The sequence below is a fragment of the Nissabacter archeti genome (assembly GCF_018257325.1).
Lineage (GTDB): Bacteria > Pseudomonadota > Gammaproteobacteria > Enterobacterales > Enterobacteriaceae > Chimaeribacter > Chimaeribacter arupi.
In genome coordinates this window covers 141,520-158,080 of sequence record NZ_JAERKB010000009.1, presented here as the reverse complement: position 1 = coordinate 158,080, position 16,561 = coordinate 141,520, and the positions used below count along the sequence as shown (strand labels likewise).

At 58.7% G+C, this 16,561-nt stretch carries 17 protein-coding genes, 1 tRNA gene and 1 other RNA gene; 11 read left to right on the top strand and 8 right to left on the bottom strand.

Annotation, left to right across the window (positions count from 1 at the left end; all coding sequences use genetic code 11):
* Positions 1–23: 23 nt before the first annotated feature.
* Positions 24–959, bottom strand: coding sequence for a UTP--glucose-1-phosphate uridylyltransferase GalU (gene galU, locus JK232_RS14535; protein ID WP_212589336.1), 936 nt, complete (start codon positions 957–959; stop codon positions 24–26).
* Positions 960–1,172: 213 nt separating this feature from the next.
* Positions 1,173–2,186, bottom strand: a complete 1,014-nt coding sequence (rssB, locus tag JK232_RS14530) for a two-component system response regulator RssB (RefSeq protein WP_072930811.1) — start codon at positions 2,184–2,186, stop codon at positions 1,173–1,175.
* Positions 2,187–2,555: 369 nt separating this feature from the next.
* Between rssB and JK232_RS14525 the strand changes: the two genes are divergently transcribed.
* The 4 genes from JK232_RS14525 to JK232_RS14510 all read left to right on the top strand — a co-directional run bounded on the left by JK232_RS14525 (position 2,556) and on the right by JK232_RS14510 (position 4,346).
* Positions 2,556–3,020: a YchJ family protein gene (locus JK232_RS14525; protein WP_072930822.1), complete on the top strand. Its 465-nt coding sequence runs from the start codon at positions 2,556–2,558 to the stop codon at positions 3,018–3,020.
* Positions 3,021–3,083: 63 nt separating this feature from the next.
* Positions 3,084–3,932, top strand: a complete 849-nt coding sequence (purU, locus tag JK232_RS14520; RefSeq protein WP_072930824.1) for a formyltetrahydrofolate deformylase — start codon at positions 3,084–3,086, stop codon at positions 3,930–3,932.
* Positions 3,933–4,087: 155 nt separating this feature from the next.
* A tRNA-Tyr gene (locus JK232_RS14515) sits at positions 4,088–4,172 on the top strand.
* A gap of 47 nt (positions 4,173–4,219) precedes the next feature.
* A non-coding RNA gene (locus JK232_RS14510) (RtT sRNA) lies at positions 4,220–4,346 on the top strand.
* Between the two features lie 163 nt (positions 4,347–4,509).
* On the opposite strand, the gene JK232_RS14505 is transcribed toward JK232_RS14510, so the two are convergent.
* From JK232_RS14505 to pspA, 6 genes are all read right to left on the bottom strand, one after another.
* Positions 4,510–5,562: a YcjF family protein gene (locus tag JK232_RS14505; protein ID WP_101828889.1), complete on the bottom strand. Its 1,053-nt coding sequence runs from the start codon at positions 5,560–5,562 to the stop codon at positions 4,510–4,512.
* Entirely contained in the window at positions 5,559–6,956 is a 1,398-nt protein-coding gene (locus tag JK232_RS14500) for a YcjX family GTP-binding protein (protein WP_212589335.1), read from the bottom strand. The genes JK232_RS14505 and JK232_RS14500 overlap by 4 nt, the downstream gene beginning before the upstream one ends.
* Entirely contained in the window at positions 6,937–7,164 is a 228-nt protein-coding gene (locus JK232_RS14495) for a phage shock protein PspD (RefSeq protein ID WP_101833723.1), read from the bottom strand. Before JK232_RS14495 ends, JK232_RS14500 begins: the two co-directional genes overlap by 20 nt.
* Before the next feature lie 97 nt (positions 7,165–7,261).
* Positions 7,262–7,621, bottom strand: coding sequence for an envelope stress response membrane protein PspC (gene pspC, locus JK232_RS14490; RefSeq protein ID WP_212589334.1), 360 nt, complete (start codon positions 7,619–7,621; stop codon positions 7,262–7,264).
* Positions 7,621–7,848, bottom strand: a complete 228-nt coding sequence (pspB, locus tag JK232_RS14485; RefSeq protein ID WP_072930836.1) for an envelope stress response membrane protein PspB — start codon at positions 7,846–7,848, stop codon at positions 7,621–7,623. Before pspB ends, pspC begins: the two co-directional genes overlap by 1 nt.
* A gap of 73 nt (positions 7,849–7,921) precedes the next feature.
* Positions 7,922–8,587, bottom strand: a complete 666-nt coding sequence (pspA, locus tag JK232_RS14480; protein WP_072930838.1) for a phage shock protein PspA — start codon at positions 8,585–8,587, stop codon at positions 7,922–7,924.
* A gap of 220 nt (positions 8,588–8,807) precedes the next feature.
* On the opposite strand from pspA, the gene pspF reads away from it, so the two are divergent.
* From pspF to fabI, 7 genes are all read left to right on the top strand, one after another.
* Positions 8,808–9,824, top strand: coding sequence for a phage shock protein operon transcriptional activator (gene pspF, locus JK232_RS14475; RefSeq protein WP_101833725.1), 1,017 nt, complete (start codon positions 8,808–8,810; stop codon positions 9,822–9,824).
* Positions 9,825–9,912: 88 nt separating this feature from the next.
* A complete protein-coding gene (gene sapA, locus JK232_RS14470; protein ID WP_072930842.1) occupies positions 9,913–11,556 on the top strand; it encodes an ABC transporter substrate-binding protein SapA in 1,644 nt (547 codons plus the stop codon).
* Positions 11,553–12,518: a putrescine export ABC transporter permease SapB gene (sapB, locus tag JK232_RS14465; protein ID WP_072930843.1), complete on the top strand. Its 966-nt coding sequence runs from the start codon at positions 11,553–11,555 to the stop codon at positions 12,516–12,518. Before sapA ends, sapB begins: the two co-directional genes overlap by 4 nt.
* Positions 12,505–13,398: a putrescine export ABC transporter permease SapC gene (gene sapC, locus JK232_RS14460; RefSeq protein WP_072930845.1), complete on the top strand. Its 894-nt coding sequence runs from the start codon at positions 12,505–12,507 to the stop codon at positions 13,396–13,398. Before sapB ends, sapC begins: the two co-directional genes overlap by 14 nt.
* A gap of 46 nt (positions 13,399–13,444) precedes the next feature.
* A complete protein-coding gene (gene sapD, locus JK232_RS14455) occupies positions 13,445–14,437 on the top strand; it encodes a putrescine export ABC transporter ATP-binding protein SapD (RefSeq protein ID WP_212589333.1) in 993 nt (330 codons plus the stop codon).
* Positions 14,437–15,246, top strand: a complete 810-nt coding sequence (gene sapF, locus JK232_RS14450) for a putrescine export ABC transporter ATP-binding protein SapF (protein ID WP_072930849.1) — start codon at positions 14,437–14,439, stop codon at positions 15,244–15,246. Before sapD ends, sapF begins: the two co-directional genes overlap by 1 nt.
* A 149-nt stretch (positions 15,247–15,395) precedes the next feature.
* Positions 15,396–16,184 carry an enoyl-ACP reductase FabI gene (gene fabI / locus JK232_RS14445; RefSeq protein ID WP_072930851.1) on the top strand — a complete coding sequence of 263 codons (789 nt, stop codon included), beginning with the start codon at positions 15,396–15,398 and terminating at the stop codon, positions 16,182–16,184.
* Positions 16,185–16,561: the final 377 nt, after the last annotated feature.

Below are 16,561 nucleotides of genomic sequence, written 5' to 3'. Positions count from 1 at the left end.
TAAAATTGAAAAGAAAAAGGGTGTTACGCGTGCCCGGCAGTGCGTTCGTCCCGTTGCTTGACGAAATCGGCTACCCAGTCACTGAATGCTTTACCCAACCCCTGGTGACGCATGCCATATTCAACAAAAGCCTGCATATAGCCCATCTTGTTGCCGCAATCATGGCTCACGCCCTGGAGGTGATAGGCCTCAACAGTTTCGTTATCCATCAGCATGGCGATGGCGTCCGTCAGCTGGATCTCGTCACCGGCACCCGGCTCCGTTTTTTCCAGTAACGGCCAGATGTCAGCGGAGAGGACATAACGCCCTACCACGGCCAGATTGGACGGCGCAGTCCCGGCGGCAGGTTTTTCCACCATGCCGACCATCGGCGCGCTTTCACCCGCGGACAGCTCACGGCCTTCGCAATCTGCCACGCCATAGTTGGAGACGTCGCTTTCCGGCACCGGCTCAACCAGGATCTGGCTGCGGCCGCTCTGCTCAAAACGCGCCATCATCTCTGCAAGGTTTTCTTTGGTCAGATCGGCGGAGTATTCATCGAGGATCACATCCGGCAGTACCACGGCAACCGGCTCGTTGCCCACCAGCGGTTTGGCGCAGAGGATGGCATGGCCGAGGCCCTTGGCCTCACCCTGACGCACCTGCATGATGGTGACATGTTTCGGGCAGATCGCCTGCACTTCTTCAAGCAACTGGCGCTTGACGCGTTTTTCCAGCATGGCTTCCAGTTCGAAACTGGTATCGAAGTGGTTCTCGATGGAGTTTTTAGAGGAGTGGGTCACCAGGATGATTTCCTGGATGCCTGCGGCGATGCATTCGTTGACCACATACTGAATCAGCGGCTTATCCACCAGCGGCAACATCTCTTTAGGAATGGCTTTCGTTGCAGGCAGCATACGCGTCCCAAGCCCTGCAACAGGAATCACAGCCTTTTTTACTTTTCTATTTGATGCAGACATTGACTATCTCTCTCTTGCCCGTTCATTTAATGAACATTAGCGGGTTTACCCTAAATTAGCGTTTTCGAGTATACCACCTTCATTCCGTCGCGCTTATTTCATATGAGGGTTTGAGAAAAATTAAGATAATTACCTAATAGCCCTTATCTGCAATATATTGAACCCGGTTAAATAATGAATATAAAAAGGAAGCAACGCTCCCTTTTTTACAGATTAATCTGAGGAAAGCATTAAACGCAGCCGTCCCCCGGCACCCCATACCTGACACTGCCAGGCGGCGCAACGTTGTGAAATCTGGTTTGAATAGGTCGCCCCCAGCGTGCCTAACGGCACCCCATTACTGAGTTGAATCTGATTTTCACCGGTGTTGACTGTGGCATGTAACCCCGCCGAGACCAATATTAAATTCTTATACTCAGCATGGTAATAACCCAGCAACAGAGGGAATTGCCCCTCCAGATGTGCCTGTTTTAATAACTGGTTAACCTGCTTTAAAATAGTGGACATCTGCGGCAAACGCTGGCGTTGATTGGTTAAATGGTCACGTAATAATCCATTGAATATTGCCCGCAGCAGCAGCGCGGCTAATACACCGTTTTCCCCGGCGCGTGTCACATCCAGGCAATAAAATGCCAGATCGTTTGGCGATAACGCGGCAACATCCAACACCAGCCCCGGGTGTTCTGCCATCGTCAGTTGCCGGTAGTTGATGCGGCAGTGCGCCAGCACCTGCTGTACCGGTGGCTGAAGCTGTTTCAGCAGCTTGGCCGCCTGCGCCGGGTCCTGGCAGAGCGCCGACCAATCCTGAATCAGGTCATTCCCCTCCATCGCCTGTGAGGTAAACAGGTTGGGATAGAGGCAGGCCAGCAGCGCTTCGCGCAGCCGGGTAAGATCGTTAAGCGGTTTCAACAGCACGTCTTCGACGCCCAGCCGCAATACTTTTGCCACATCGCTCATGTTGTCGGTTGCGGAAATCACCAGCACCGGAATTTTATTCCCCTGCAGGCGGAGGTTCTCGACAAACTCAATACCGTCCATCTCGGGCATCGCCAGATCACACAGGATCAAATCAGGCGACACCTCCTCTACAGCTGATAACGCTTCCAGGCCATTCTCCGCTTCGCTGGTGGTTGCCCCCAGCGTTTTCAGGTAGCCGACAAGCACCGAGCGAAAGACGGCCTCGTCCTCCACGATCAGGATATGCTTGCTTGTTAACGGTTTATCCATCTGGCCCCCTTGCTCACTCCTCTTTAATAGTGGCCTAAAAAGCGGTTTTTCGCATGTCTGAAAGTGGGGTTAGTGCACCAAACTGGTGAGAAACCCGCCTGCTGACTCACTTTTTTTACGAAACAAAGTTTTTTATCACCTAACCCACTCTGTGGCCTGACACAGTAAACAGCCGGATAATACGATCGTACCCAATGTTGACGTGCAGGTAAACGCTTGCACTGAGGACAGCCTGTCAGGCTGTCCTCAGTGCAAAAAACAGAACCTGCCGGTTGCATTGTCAGCCGGCGATATTGTTAGGTAACATAGTCCGCCTATGTGATTCAAGTGCGCCGGTGCGCCAAACTTATTGTTAAATCAGGAGTCATTGTGTCCCAGACCTGTCCTTGCGGCAGTGGCGTAACCTACAGCCTCTGTTGCCAGCCTTACCATAAGGGCACTGATATTGCCCCCACGCCGGTGGCCCTGATGCGCTCGCGCTATACTGCGTATGTCATGAATGATGTCGCTTACCTGCTGGCCAGCTGGCACCCGGATTGCCGGGCTGAACAGTGGCGCGAAAGCCTGGCCGAGAGTGCCGCCCAGACCCGGTGGCTGGGGCTGCGCATCATTGAGGAGGCTGCAGGCCGCGGGCCGGATGAAGGGTTCGTCGAGTTTGCCGCCCGCTTCAGTGAAGGCGACAACCCGCACGTGCATCTGCTGCATGAACGCTCACGCTTTCTTCGTGTAAATGAACGCTGGTACTATAGGGACGGCACCCACCTGCAAAGCGGCCGTAATGATGCCTGCCCTTGTGGTTCCGGTAAAAAATATAAGAAATGTTGCGGACAATAATTCCGAACATTCCGAAAACAGAGACATACTCACACCATCGCAACGCCTACAGGATTACCCCCGATGCAACATCAGCACGTACAACGAAAAATTCTGCGCACCATCTGCCCTGATGCCAAGGGCCTGATCGCCAAGATCACCAATATTTGTTACAAGCATGAGCTCAATATCGTGCAAAACAATGAGTATGTTGATCACCGTACCGGGCGGTTTTTTATGCGCACCGAGTTGGAAGGCATCTTCAACGACAATACCTTGCTGGCCGATCTGGACAGCGCCCTGCCTGAAGGCTCTGTGCGTGAGCTGCATGCCGCCGGCCGCCGCCGGATTGTGGTGCTGGTCACCAAAGAGGCCCACTGCCTGGGCGATCTGCTGATGAAGAGTGCTTATGGCGGCCTGGATGTGGAGATTGCGGCGGTCATTGGTAACCACACCACGTTGCAGACGCTGGTGGAGCGTTTTGATATTCCGTTCCACCTGGTGAGCCACGAAGGGCTGACACGCGAGCAGCATGACAGCCAGATGATTGCGCAGATTGACCAGTACCAGCCTGATTACGTGGTGCTGGCGAAATATATGCGTGTGCTGACCCCGCAGTTTGTGCAGCACTACCCGAATCAGGTGATCAATATCCACCATTCCTTCCTGCCGGCCTTTATCGGTGCGCGCCCTTACCATCAGGCGTATGAGCGTGGCGTGAAGATTATCGGGGCGACTGCGCACTATGTGAATGACAATCTGGATGAAGGCCCGATCATCATGCAGGATGTGATTCACGTGGATCATACTTACACGGCGGATGACATGATGCGTGCCGGCCGGGACGTAGAGAAGAATGTGCTGAGCCGGGCCCTGTACCGGGTGCTGGCCCAGCGCGTGTTTGTCTACGGTAACCGTACCATTATCTTGTAATCCGGCTGCCGGGCGGTGCAAAAGGTGAAGAATGCACCGTCCGGGGCAAAAAATCGGCAAACGGATCCTTTTCTGCATTTCAACACTTTACAGCGTGGATTCATTTGATATGATGCGCCCCGCTTACCGCGACAGCGCAAGCACGTAAGGCCAGTGGTGGGGTTCCCGAGCGGCCAAAGGGAGCAGACTGTAAATCTGCCGTCACAGACTTCGAAGGTTCGAATCCTTCCCCCACCACCATCCTTTCAGACAGCACGCACTTCCTGATAAACATCCCAGTAAAAAAAGAGTTGCCCATACGGGGAAGGACGAGAACCTTCGACAAGGTTCGGGCGAGCGAACGCGAGCAACGTTGCGCAGCAACGGCCCGAAGGGTGAGGAACGAAGTGACGAATCATCCTTCCCCCACCACCCTCCTTTCAGACAGCACGCACTCCCTGATAAACATCCCAGTAAAAAAGAGTTGCCCATGCGGGGAAGGACGAGATCCTTTGATCAGGATCCAGATAGCCGTATTTCAGCCATAAGCAAACCGTATGATAAGGCCTGGCTCATTGAACCGGGCATGTTCTGGGGATCAGCTGCGCGGCGGGGTTTTCGTCAGGGCGCCTTTGACCTGGTTCACCAGATCACGGCGGAAATCGCCCAGGCGGGGTTTGTCATCTTCCAGCCACGGCAGAGGGCGGCATAATTCCATCGCCTTGACGCCCAGGCGGGCAGTTAACAGCCCGGCACCAATCCCCTGGGCGGCGCGGGCGGAAAGACGGGCAGCTAAATCCTGCGACAGCCAGTCAACCCCCACTTCCCGCGCCAGCTCTGATGCACCGGCAAACGCCATATTCAGCAGCACCAACCGGAACAGCCGCAACCGGCTGAAGTACCCCAGCTCAATGCCGTAGAGCAGCGCAATACGGTTGACCAGCCGCAGATTACGCCAGGCAATAAACGCCATATCCACCAGCGCCAACGGGCTGACCGCAATCATCAGCGCGGACTCTGCCGCTGAATGGCTGATCTCCCGGCGGGCTTGCTTATCCAGCACCGGCTGCACCAGCCGCGCATAGAGCGCCACGACTTCGCGATCGTTCTGCGTTTCATGCAAGGAGGCCTGCCAGCGCTGCAATGCCGGGTGGCCCGCATCAATCCCGGCCTGCCGCGCCAGGTTCTCGCAAAAAGCCCGACCCTGCCCTACGCCGTGGCTGTGCAACAGCGCCTGGGCGGTATCACGCATCTCGGCCCGCTGGCGCAAGCGGTATAACCGCCGCCATTCGGTGAAGAGCGATCCGGCACCGGCCAGCACAATCAACCCACCGGCCGCGCAGCCGCCCAGGGCGATCCATTGCTGCTCTACCCACGCCTGATGCGTCCACTGCACGCCCTGTGCCACCACACTGACGCCAAAAATCGTCAGCCCCAGCGTCACCAGTTTGCGCCAGAGGCTGCGACGGGGTTTCAGCACCTGCGCTACCACGGCTTCCGCCTCCCCTTCATTTTCCTGCGCCTCCGGGGCAGCCGGCAGAAAGTGCTCGGCATCCCGATCGCTGAAAGCCTGCGCCGCGCGCAATACCGGCTGCGCCGGCGGCTCGAGCGGCTGGTCGAAATCAATGCGCGGTTTTATTGGATCGTTCATCGCAATTTATCTCCCAATAAAAATTCCATGACGGCATCCAGCCGGATATGCGGCAAAGGGGTGTCCACGGCGAGCGCCGGCGGCCGGAACTGCTCAAAATGAAATCCCTGCTGCTGCCAGAAGGCCCCGCCCGGCAGCCGCGCCGGGACTTCACCGGGGAATACCGTCAGCGGCGCGCCATCCTCCAGCCGGTGGCCTTTCAGCGCCGGGACCGGCTGGCCCTGGTAGTCAATAATGCCGCTCTGCGTCGCCTGTACCGAGGCCAGGCCGACGCAGTCCATGCTGATCCCTTCAAACGCGGCATTCTGCCACGCCTCCTGCACCAGCTGCTGCAGCAGTGACACCAGGTTGGCATGTTGCTCGCCGGTAATATGGTCAGCTTTGGTGGCAGCGAACATCAGCTTATCAATACAGGGGGAGAACAACCGGCGGAACAGGGTACGTTTCCCGTAGTGGAAACTCTGCATCAGCTGGGTCAGCGCCAGGCGCATGTCATTGAAGGCGTGCGGGCCGCTGTTGAGCGGCTGGAGGCAGTCCACCAGCACAATCTGCCGGTCAAAGCGGACAAAATGCTCCTTGTAGAACCCTTTCACGATGTTCTGGCAATAGTAGTGATAACGCTCACGGAGCATCCCGATATTGGTCTGCTTGCCGGCTTGTGCCAGCCGTGCCTCGCCGATGCCGTTCACATCCGGCCAGGGGAAGAATTGCAGCACCGGGGCGCCTGCCAGCTCGCCGGGCAGCACGAAGCGCCCCGGTTGGATAAAGTGCAGCCCCTCCTGCTTGCAGCGCACCAGATAATCACTGTAGGCCTGTGCAATGGCGGCCAGCAGGTTTTCATCGGCCGGGGCGAAGGGATCACAGCGTTTGCACAGCGCCAGCCAGGGTTCCGCCCATTTTGCGCGCTCTCCCTGCAACAGCCCGGCCATCTGCAATGACCAGCTGAGATAGGTCTGGTCCAGCATCGGCAGGTCGAGCAGCCATTCGCCGGGATAGTCGACAATCTCGAGGTAGAGCGTGGAGGTCTCTTTGAGGTGGCGCATCAGGGATGCCTGTGAGCGGAACCGCAACGCCAGCCGCATCTCACTGACGCCGCGGGTCGGCAGCGGCCAGGCGGGCGGTGTGCCGTACAGTGAGGCCAGGCCTTCATCATACCGGAAGCGCGGAATGCCGAGATCGCGTTGGGGCACGCGTTTGACGCCCAGCAGGCGATCCTCACGGGCGGCGGCGAACAGCGGCAACCGGGCACCGCTGTGCAGATGCAGAAGTTGGTTAACGAAGGCGGTAATAAATGCCGTTTTGCCGCTGCGGCTCAGGCCGGTGACGGCCAGCCGCAGATGCCGATCCATGCCGCGGTTGACCAGGGAAGTCAATTCATTTTGTAATCGTTTCATTCGGCTCCTTGGTGAAACGTCCAAACAGCGCGGTAAAGCCGCGTTTCAGCAGCGGCTCCAGTACCAGCGCCAGAATAAAGCGCAACGGGCGGCTGCCTACCACACCCAGAATACGGGTGGCGACGCCGGCCGGTCCATAACTGATCGCCATCATAAACAGAAAGCGCAGCACTTTTTTAAGGGTAACGCCAGATGCGTAACGTGTCATGAAGCAGCTCCGGGTAAATAGTCTGTCTGATGATGAACAATGCAGGGATAAAAAACGGCGCGCACCGCCGGGCGATACGCGCCGTTATCGGGCTGGCTTACAGCTGACGGAAGCGGCTGCGCACGCCAAAGGTTTCGGACGTAACATAGCGCTCCACCTCCCGTAAACGGCGCTCGCTGTTATTCAGCACTGCGTCCGCTTCATCCAGCAAATCATGGGGTGACACCGTCTCTTCGCCGCTGTACCGGCTGGCAGGCACCGGGTCCAGCACAAAGCTGAGGATGATGTACGCCAGAACGGTAAAGGCAAACAGCCCAAAGAACAGCGAAAGTACCACCATCACCCGCAACAGCTTGACCGGGACATTAAAGTAGTGCGCCAGACCGGCCAGCACGCCTTTTACCATGCCCTCTTCCGGCACCCGGTAGAGTTTTTTCTCAGTGAGACCATTGTTCATTATGACTCTCTCCAATGCGGGTGTTCGGCATCCAGGATCTCTTCCAACGCCCGGATACGATCCTGCATCCGGCGCGCGTCCTGCGTTAGCTGGGTTAAATGTTGCACATCCTGCTGGCTGAGCTGCCCGCCGCGCTGTTGGCGGCTGCTGTAATGCAGCCAAAGCCAGATCGGCGCCACAAACAGCACGAAAATGGTCAGCGGAATCGCTAAAAATAAGACGCTCATTCCTTCTCCTTAGTGTATGACACGAGAGCGGTGGCAACCGGCCCACGCACTGGGCCGGGCATCCTTGTTCCGGTTACTCCGGGCGCTGCATTCTGGCTTTCAGGGCCGCCAGTTGCGCGCTGATTTCGTCATCCGCTTTCAGCTCAGCAAACTCCTGGTTAAGCGACTTCTGTTTGCCCAGGCTGACGCTCTCGGCTTCTGCTTCCATCTGGTCAATACGGCGTTCAAACTGCTCGAAGCGCACCATGGCCTCATCCAGTTTGCCGCTGTCGAGCTGGCGGCGCACCTCACGCGAAGAGGACGCAGCCTGATGGCGCAGCGTCAGGGCCTGCTGGCGGGCGCGGGTTTCGGTAAGCTTTTTCTCAAGCTCAGTGATTTCCCCTTTCATGCGGCCCAGCGTCTCTTCCACCACCGCGACTTCGGTTTTCAGCGTGGCGACCAGAGAGGCCAGCTTCTGTTTCTCGATTAGGGCCGCGCGGGCCAGATCGTCTTTGTCTTTGCGCAGCGCCAGTTCAGCTTTCTCCTGCCACTCCGCCTGCTGGCTTTCGCCCTGCTCAATACGGCGCAGCAGCTGTTTTTTCTCGGCCAGCGCACGGGCAGAGGTGGAACGCACTTCCACCAGCGTGTCTTCCATCTCCTGGATCATCAGGCGAACCAGCTTTTGCGGATCTTCAGCCTTGTCCAGCAGGGTGTTGATGTTGGCATTTACGATGTCAGCAAAACGCGAAAAGATACCCATAAAAAACTTCCTCTTTGACGGTCACGCGACAATTGCCGCAAAATTTTTCTCTCACCGCCGCCGCAGCGTTGGTGTGCTTGATTAGCCTGTTCATTAATACAATTGCCGTGCCAGGTTTGCATAAAAAATATCTTATTGAAATAACACTACTTTTATAAAACAGCTCTGCTACGCTTATCAGCGGACTGGTCAATTTAACCAATGCGTGGTGAATTTAATCATGAGTGAATCCCTGGATAACCTGCTGGGCGAGGCCAACAGCTTTATTGACGTGCTGGAGCAGGTATCGCGGCTGGCGAAACTGAATAAACCGGTGCTGGTGATTGGCGAACGCGGCACCGGTAAAGAGCTGATTGCCCACCGGCTGCACTACCTCTCCGAACGCTGGCAGGGGCCGTTTATCTCGCTGAACTGTGCGGCATTAAACGAAAACCTGCTGGATTCAGAGCTGTTCGGCCATGAGGCCGGGGCGTTTACCGGGGCGCAAAAACGCCATCTGGGGCGCTTTGAGCGTGCGGATGGCGGCACACTGTTTCTGGATGAGCTGGCCACCGCGCCGATGCTGGTGCAGGAGAAGCTGTTGCGGGTGATTGAGTATGGCCAGCTTGAGCGGGTCGGCGGCAGCCAGCCGTTGCGGGTGGATGTGCGGCTGGTCTGCGCCACCCATGCCGACCTGCCGGCGCTGGCCGCTGCCGGCAAATTCCGCGCTGACCTGCTCGATCGGCTGGCCTTCGATGTGGTGCAACTGCCGCCGCTGCGCGAGCGCCGTCAGGACATCATGCTGCTGGCTGAGCATTTTGCCATTCTGATGTGCCGGGAACTGCACCTGCCGCTGTTCCCAGGTTTCACCGCACGCGCGCAGGACGCCCTGCTGGGCTACCCCTGGCCGGGCAACGTCCGCGAGCTGAAAAATGTGGTTGAGCGCTCGATGTACCGCCACGGCACCAGTGACGAGCCGCTGGATGAGATCATCATTAACCCGTTCAGCCCGCGCGCGAACCCAGGCCCGGCGGCCCTCACGCCTGCCCCCGGCACCCTGCCCGCGCTGCCGCTTGACCTGCGCGGCTGGCAGCATCAGCAGGAACATGACCTGTTACAGCAGGCGCTGACCCAGGCGCACTATAACCAGCGCCGCGCCGCCACCCTGCTGGGGCTGACCTACCACCAGCTGCGCGGCGTGCTGAAAAAACATGCGCTGCTGGGCGGTGACGCGCCCGACGGCGCAAAAAACGCCTGACCGCACCGGCCGCCGGCGTGCAACAGATTGGGGTGATCGCCAGAGTACGGTACAATCATCTTATTGCTTACTTAACAATGAAGCGTTTATGCGAGTCTTAACTTATTGGGTACTGGCGCTGGCCGGGTTGGCCGGCAGTGTCTGCGCCGCGCCGAAACCGGTGCCCGCCACTCCGCCCGACATCCGCCAGAGCGGCTTTGTCTACTGCGTCAGCGGCATCCTCAACACCTTTAACCCGCAGATGGCCAGCAGTGGGCTGACGGTAGATACGCTGGCGGCACAACTCTACGATCGCCTGCTGGATGTCGACCCTTACACCTACCGGTTAATCCCGGAGCTGGCGCAGCGCTGGGAAGTGCTCGACAACGGCGCGACCTACCGTTTCCACCTGCGCAAAGATGTGCCGTTCCAGACCACCGGCTGGTTCCGCCCGACCCGCATGATGAATGCCGATGATGTGATTTTCAGCTTCCAGCGGGTGGTGGATACGCACCATCCTTACCATGAGATTAACGGCGGCAGTTATCCCTATTTCGACAGCCTGAAATTTGCCGACTCCGTCAAACGTATCCGCAAAATTGACAACCATACCGTGGAGTTCCGCCTCACCCAGCCGGACGCCTCCTTCCTCTGGCACCTGGCCACTCACTACGCGCCGGTGCTGTCGGCCGAGTATGCGGCCGATCTGAGCCGCCGCGGCCATGAAGAGGAGCTGGATCGCCAGCCGGTGGGCACCGGGCCGTTTATGCTGAATGAATACCGCGCCGGGCAATATATCCGGCTGGCGCGTAACGGCGCCTACTGGAAAGGGGTACCGCGGATGCCGCAGGTGATCATTGACCTCGGCGCGGGCGGCACCGGCCGCCTCTCCAAGCTGCTGACCGGCGAATGCGATGTGCTGGCCTACCCGGCGGCCAGCCAGCTCACCATCCTGCGGGATGACCCGCGCTTACGCATGACGCTGCGCCCCGGCATGAACGTCGCCTATCTGGCGTTTAACACCGGCAAACCGCCGCTGGATAACCCCGTCGTGCGGCAGGCGATTGCACTGGCGATCAACAACCAGCGGCTGATGCAGTCGATCTATTACGGCACGGCGGAGACGGCAGCCTCTATTCTGCCGCGCGCCTCCTGGGCCTATGACAACGCCGCGCAGGTCACGGAGTACAACCCGGAAAAAGCGCGGCAATTGCTGCAAAGCCAGGGCATTTCCGGCCTGCAGCTCTATTTATGGGTGCCGACCGCCTCCCAGGCGTACAACCCCAGCCCGCTGAAAACCGCCGAACTGTTGCAGGCCGATCTGGCGCAGGTCGGCATCCAGATTGTGATTGTGCCGGTGGAGGGGCGTTACCAGGAAGCGCGGCTGATGGAGATGAACCATGACCTGACGCTCTCCGGCTGGGCCACCGACAGTAACGACCCGGACAGCTTCTTCCGGCCGCTGTTGAGCTGCGCGGCGATCCATTCACAGACCAACTATGCTCACTGGTGTAACCCGGAATTTGATGCCCTGCTGCAACGCGCCCTGCTCTCCCAGCAGCTTTCCCAGCGGATGGATGAGTACCAGCTGGCGCAGCGCATCCTGGAACAGCAGTTGCCGGTGCTGCCGCTGGCCTCTTCGCTGCGGTTGCAGGCCTACCGTTATGACATCAAAGGGCTGGTGCTCAGCCCGTTCGGCAACGCCTCCTTTGCCGGCGTGTACCGTGAGGCCCCGGAGGGATCACAACCATGATTATCTTTACCCTGCGCCGCCTGCTGCTGTTGCTGATCACCCTGTTCCTGCTGTCGCTGGTGGGGTTCAGCCTGAGTTACTTTACCCCCCACGCCCCGCTGAGCGGGGCCGCGCTGTTTGATGCTTACAGCTTTTACTTCCAGAGCCTGTTGCAGTGGGATTTCGGCGTCTCCAGCATTAACGGCCAGCCGATCCGGGAACAGCTGCACGAGGTGTTCCCGGCAACGATGGAGCTGTGCGTGCTGGCGTTCGGGCTGGCGCTGCTGATCGGCATCCCGCTCGGCATCACCGCCGGGGTAACGCGCCATAAATGGCCAGACACGCTGATCAGTATGCTGGCGCTGCTGGGCTTTTCGATGCCGGTGTTCTGGCTGGCGTTGCTGCTGACGCTGTTTTTCTCGCTGCATCTCGGCTGGCTGCCGGTTTCCGGGCGGCTTGACCTGCTCTATCAGCTCAAACCGGTGACCGGGGTAACGCTGATTGATGCCTGGCTCTCTGACTCCCCGTACCGGGATGACATGCTGCTCAGCGCCCTGCGCCATATGGTGCTGCCGATTGCCGCGCTGGCTGTGGCCCCGACCACCGAGGTGATACGCCTGATGCGCATCAGCACCGATGAGGTGTTCAGCAAAAACTATATCAAGGCGGCGGCCACCCGCGGCCTGTCCCGTTTTACCGTAATCCGCCGCCATGTGCTGCATAATGCGCTGCCGCCGATCATCCCCAAGCTCGGGCTGCAATTTTCCACCATGCTGACCCTGGCGATGATCACCGAAGTGGTGTTCAGCTGGCCGGGCCTGGGCCGCTGGCTGATCAACGCCATCCGCCAGCAGGACTACGCCGCGATTTCGGCCGGTGTGATGCTGGTGGGCGCGCTGGTGATTGTGGTCAATGTGCTGTCCGATATTCTGGGTGCGCTGACGAACCCGCTGAAACATAAGGAATGGTATGCCCTTCGATAACGTCTACCATGAGAAGCGGATTGCCGGGCCGCTGCGGGCAATGTGGCGGGCCTTTTACCGCGACCCGCTGGCGATGATTGGCTTCTACGGCGTGCTGCTGCTGGTGCTGCTCTGCCTGTTCGGCCATTACCTCGCGCCCTATACCCTCGACCAGCAGTTCCTCGGCTACCAGTTGCTGCCGCCCTCCTGGTCACGCTACGGCAACGTCTCCTTCTTCCTCGGGACGGATGACCTGGGGCGTGACATCCTGAGCCGTTTGCTTTCCGGTGCCGCGCCGACCCTCGGCTCGGCAATGGTGGTGACGGTGGCGGCGGCGCTGTGCGGGCTGATCCTGGGCGTGCTGGCGGGCGTGACCCACGGGTTGCGCTCGGCGGTCATGAACCATGTGCTGGATACCCTGCTTTCGATCCCCTCCCTGCTGCTGGCGATTATCGTGGTGGCGTTTATCGGCCCCAAGCTCGAACATGCGATGCTGGCAGTGTGGCTGGCGCTGGTGCCGCGCATGGTGCGCACCGTGTACAGCGCCGTGCATGACGAGCTGGAAAAAGAGTACGTGGTGGCGGCCCGGCTGGACGGTGCCTCTGTTCGTTATTTGCTCTGGTATGCCATACTTCCTAATATTGCTGCCGTGTTGGTCACCGAGTTCACCCGCGCCCTTTCAATGGCGATTCTGGATATTGCGGCCCTCGGTTTTCTGGATCTCGGCGCCCAGTTGCCCTCCCCGGAATGGGGGGCGATGCTGGGTGACTCGCTGGAGCTGGTCTACGTCGCGCCCTGGACGGTGATGCTGCCGGGCGCGGCCATCATGGTCAGCGTGTTGCTGATCAACCTGATGGGTGACGGGATGCGCCGGGCGATCAACGCGGGAATTGAATCATGAATCAGGTCGTTAACATGCGTAACCTTACCCGGCAGGAGGATCGCTGATGCCTCTGCTTGATATCCGTAACCTTACCATTGAATTTATGACGCCGGACGGCCCGGTCAAAGCGGTTGACCGTGTCAGCATGGCGCTGATGGAGGGGGAAGTCCGCGGGCTGGTCGGTGAATCCGGCTCCGGCAAGAGCCTGATCGCCAAGGCGATCTGCGGCGTGACCAAAGATAACTGGCGCGTGACCGCCGACCGGTTCCGTTTCAATGACATCGATCTGCTGCAACTGACGCCGCGTGAACGGCGCAAAGTGGTCGGCCACAATGTCTCGATGATTTTCCAGGAGCCGCAATCCTGTCTGGACCCGTCAGAGAGCGTCGGCCGCCAGCTGATGCAGGCGATCCCCGGCTGGACGTACAAAGGGAAATGGTGGCAACGGCTGCACTGGCGCAAGCGCCGGGCGATTGAGCTGCTGCACCGGGTCGGCATCAAAGATCATAAAGACATTATGGGCAGTTTCCCCTATGAGCTGACCGAGGGGGAGTGCCAGAAGGTGATGATTGCCATCGCGCTGGCCAACCAGCCGCGGCTGCTGATCGCTGATGAACCCACCAATGCGATGGAACCCACCACCCAGGCGCAGATTTTCCGCCTGCTGGCGCGGCTCAACCAGAACAACAACACCACGATTTTGCTGATCAGCCACGATTTGCAGACCATGAGCAAATGGGCCACCCGCATCAATGTGCTGTACTGCGGCCAGACCGTGGAGAGCGCCACCTGTGAGGATCTGCTGGCGGCACCGCATCACCCTTACACCCAGGCGCTGATCCGCGCGATGCCGGATTTCGGCCGCTCCCTGCCGCACAAAAGCCGGCTGAACACCCTGCCGGGGGCCATCCCCTCGCTGGAGCATTTGCCGATTGGCTGCCGGCTGGGGCCGCGCTGCCCTTACGCGCAGAAAAAATGCATTGAAACCCCGCCGCTGAAGCCGGTGAAAACCCATGCCTTTGCCTGCCACTTCCCGTTGAACATGGAGAAATCCTGATGGCTGAGACGCTGTTTGAGGTACGCAATCTCAGCAAAACGTTCCGCTACCGCACCGGTTTATTCCGGCGCATGAACGTGGAGGCGGTCAAGCCGGTGAGTTTTACCCTGCGTGAGCGCCAGACCCTGGCGATCATCGGTGAAAACGGCTCCGGCAAATCGACCCTGGCCAAAATGCTCTCCGGGATGGTGGAGCCGAGCGGCGGTGAAATGCTGATCGATGACCATCCGCTGGCGTTTGGTGACTACGGCTACCGCAGCCAGCGCATCCGCATGATCCTGCAAGACCCGAGCACCTCGCTGAACCCGCGCCAGCGCATCGGCCAGCTGCTGGATGCGCCGCTGCGCCTGAACACCGGGCTGGATGCCGCCGCGCGCGGGCAGCGCATCAACCAGACGTTGCGCCAGGTCGGCCTGTTGCCTGACCATGCCGCCTATTACCCGCATATGCTGGCTTCCGGCCAGAAACAGCGTGTGGCGCTGGCGCGGGCGCTGATCCTGCAGCCGCAGGTGATCATTGCCGATGAGGCGCTGGCCTCACTGGATATGTCCATGCGCTCACAAATTATTAACCTGATGCTGGAATTGCAGGAAAAGCACGGCATATCGTATATCTACGTGACCCAGCACCTCGGCATGATGAAACACATCAGCGATCAGGTGCTGGTGATGCATCAGGGCGAGGTGGTGGAGCGTGGCTGTACGGCGGAAGTGCTCGCCGCCCCGCTGCATGACCTCACCCGCCGGCTGATTAACAGCCACTTTGGCGAAGCCCTGACCGCCGATGCCTGGCGGCGTGATGCCCGTTAGTCAACACTGATCGGAGCAGATGGCGAATCATCTCCTAATTTCGCCCGGGCGTGCTAGAATCGCCCGGTTTATTAACGCGGAAGCGCGGCCCGGCGCTGCTGTCGGGCAGTCAGGCTTCCGCACGCACAATGACCACAAGGATTATTGCTATGGGTTTTCTTACCGGCAAACGCATTTTGATTACTGGCGTTGCCAGCAAACTTTCCATCGCTTACGGTATTGCTCAGGCTATGCACCGCGAAGGCGCGGAACTGGCATTCACTTACCAGAATGACAAGCTGAAGTCCCGCGTTGAAGAGTTCGCGACTGAACTGGGTTCCAACCTGGTGCTGCCGTGCGACGTGGCAGAAGATGCCAGCATCGATGCAATGTTTGCTGAACTGGCTAAATCCTGGCCGAAATTTGACGGCTTCGTTCACTCCATTGGTTTCGCCCCGGCTGACCAGCTGGACGGCGACTACGTCAATGCCGTGACCCGCCAGGGCTTTGGCGTGGCGCACGACATCAGCTCCTACAGCTTTGTGGCCATGGCTAAAGCCTGCCGCGCCATGCTGAACCCGGATTCCGCCCTGCTGACCCTCTCTTACCTGGGTGCAGAGCGCGCCATCCCGAACTACAACGTGATGGGCCTGGCGAAAGCCTCTCTGGAAGCCAACGTGCGCTACATGGCGAACGCGATGGGCCCGGAAGGCGTGCGTGTTAACGGCATCTCTGCCGGCCCGATCCGCACCCTGGCAGCCTCCGGCATCAAAAACTTCCGTAAGATGCTGGCACACTGCGAAGCAGTGACCCCGATCCGCCGTACCGTGACCACCGAAGACGTGGGTAACTCCGCAGCCTTCCTGTGCTCCAACCTGGCAGCCGGTATCTCCGGTGAAATCCTGCACGTTGACGGCGGTTTCAACATCGCTGCGATGAACGAGCTGGAAATCAACTAAGCCTCCTGCCGCCTGGTGGCGGCAGCGTAATCAAACCGGCCGGTGGCCGGTTTTTTTATGCCGGTGATCCCCCTTGTGCCCTCCACGCCGGCGAAAACGCGCCCTCTTCCTCATGGTAATTCGCCCTTCCCCCATTTTCTGTTGGAAATGTGATTTAAAACGGATAAACCCCTTCCAACACCCCGGTTAATTACCTCATGTGGTAAAAACATTTTTTTCAACCTGAATTTTAAGCAGGAATTGGGATCTCTATCACGTTTTTACCGGGTGAGAGAAAAAGCAGCGATCTTCTTCATTCATTAAAAAGGGGAATATAGGGGAAAAGGGATGACTGCCCTTATCATCTTCAATCAGACTATTCAGAGATAACCGGATGA

Coding starts and splice junctions, on each gene's coding strand:
- sapF (WP_072930849.1), top strand. CDS start 14,437: ATGGCTGAGACGCTGTTTGAGGTACGCAATCTCAGCAAAACGTTCCGC.
- pspF (WP_101833725.1), top strand. CDS start 8,808: ATGAGTGAATCCCTGGATAACCTGCTGGGCGAGGCCAACAGCTTTATT.
- rssB (WP_072930811.1), bottom strand. CDS start 2,186: ATGGATAAACCGTTAACAAGCAAGCATATCCTGATCGTGGAGGACGAG.
- sapB (WP_072930843.1), top strand. CDS start 11,553: ATGATTATCTTTACCCTGCGCCGCCTGCTGCTGTTGCTGATCACCCTG.
- galU (WP_212589336.1), bottom strand. CDS start 959: ATGTCTGCATCAAATAGAAAAGTAAAAAAGGCTGTGATTCCTGTTGCA.
- JK232_RS14500 (WP_212589335.1), bottom strand. CDS start 6,956: ATGAAACGATTACAAAATGAATTGACTTCCCTGGTCAACCGCGGCATG.
- JK232_RS14505 (WP_101828889.1), bottom strand. CDS start 5,562: ATGAACGATCCAATAAAACCGCGCATTGATTTCGACCAGCCGCTCGAG.
- sapC (WP_072930845.1), top strand. CDS start 12,505: ATGCCCTTCGATAACGTCTACCATGAGAAGCGGATTGCCGGGCCGCTG.
- pspB (WP_072930836.1), bottom strand. CDS start 7,848: ATGAGCGTCTTATTTTTAGCGATTCCGCTGACCATTTTCGTGCTGTTT.
- pspA (WP_072930838.1), bottom strand. CDS start 8,587: ATGGGTATCTTTTCGCGTTTTGCTGACATCGTAAATGCCAACATCAAC.
- sapD (WP_212589333.1), top strand. CDS start 13,445: ATGCCTCTGCTTGATATCCGTAACCTTACCATTGAATTTATGACGCCG.
- pspC (WP_212589334.1), bottom strand. CDS start 7,621: ATGAACAATGGTCTCACTGAGAAAAAACTCTACCGGGTGCCGGAAGAG.
- fabI (WP_072930851.1), top strand. CDS start 15,396: ATGGGTTTTCTTACCGGCAAACGCATTTTGATTACTGGCGTTGCCAGC.
- purU (WP_072930824.1), top strand. CDS start 3,084: ATGCAACATCAGCACGTACAACGAAAAATTCTGCGCACCATCTGCCCT.
- sapA (WP_072930842.1), top strand. CDS start 9,913: ATGCGAGTCTTAACTTATTGGGTACTGGCGCTGGCCGGGTTGGCCGGC.
- JK232_RS14495 (WP_101833723.1), bottom strand. CDS start 7,164: ATGACACGTTACGCATCTGGCGTTACCCTTAAAAAAGTGCTGCGCTTT.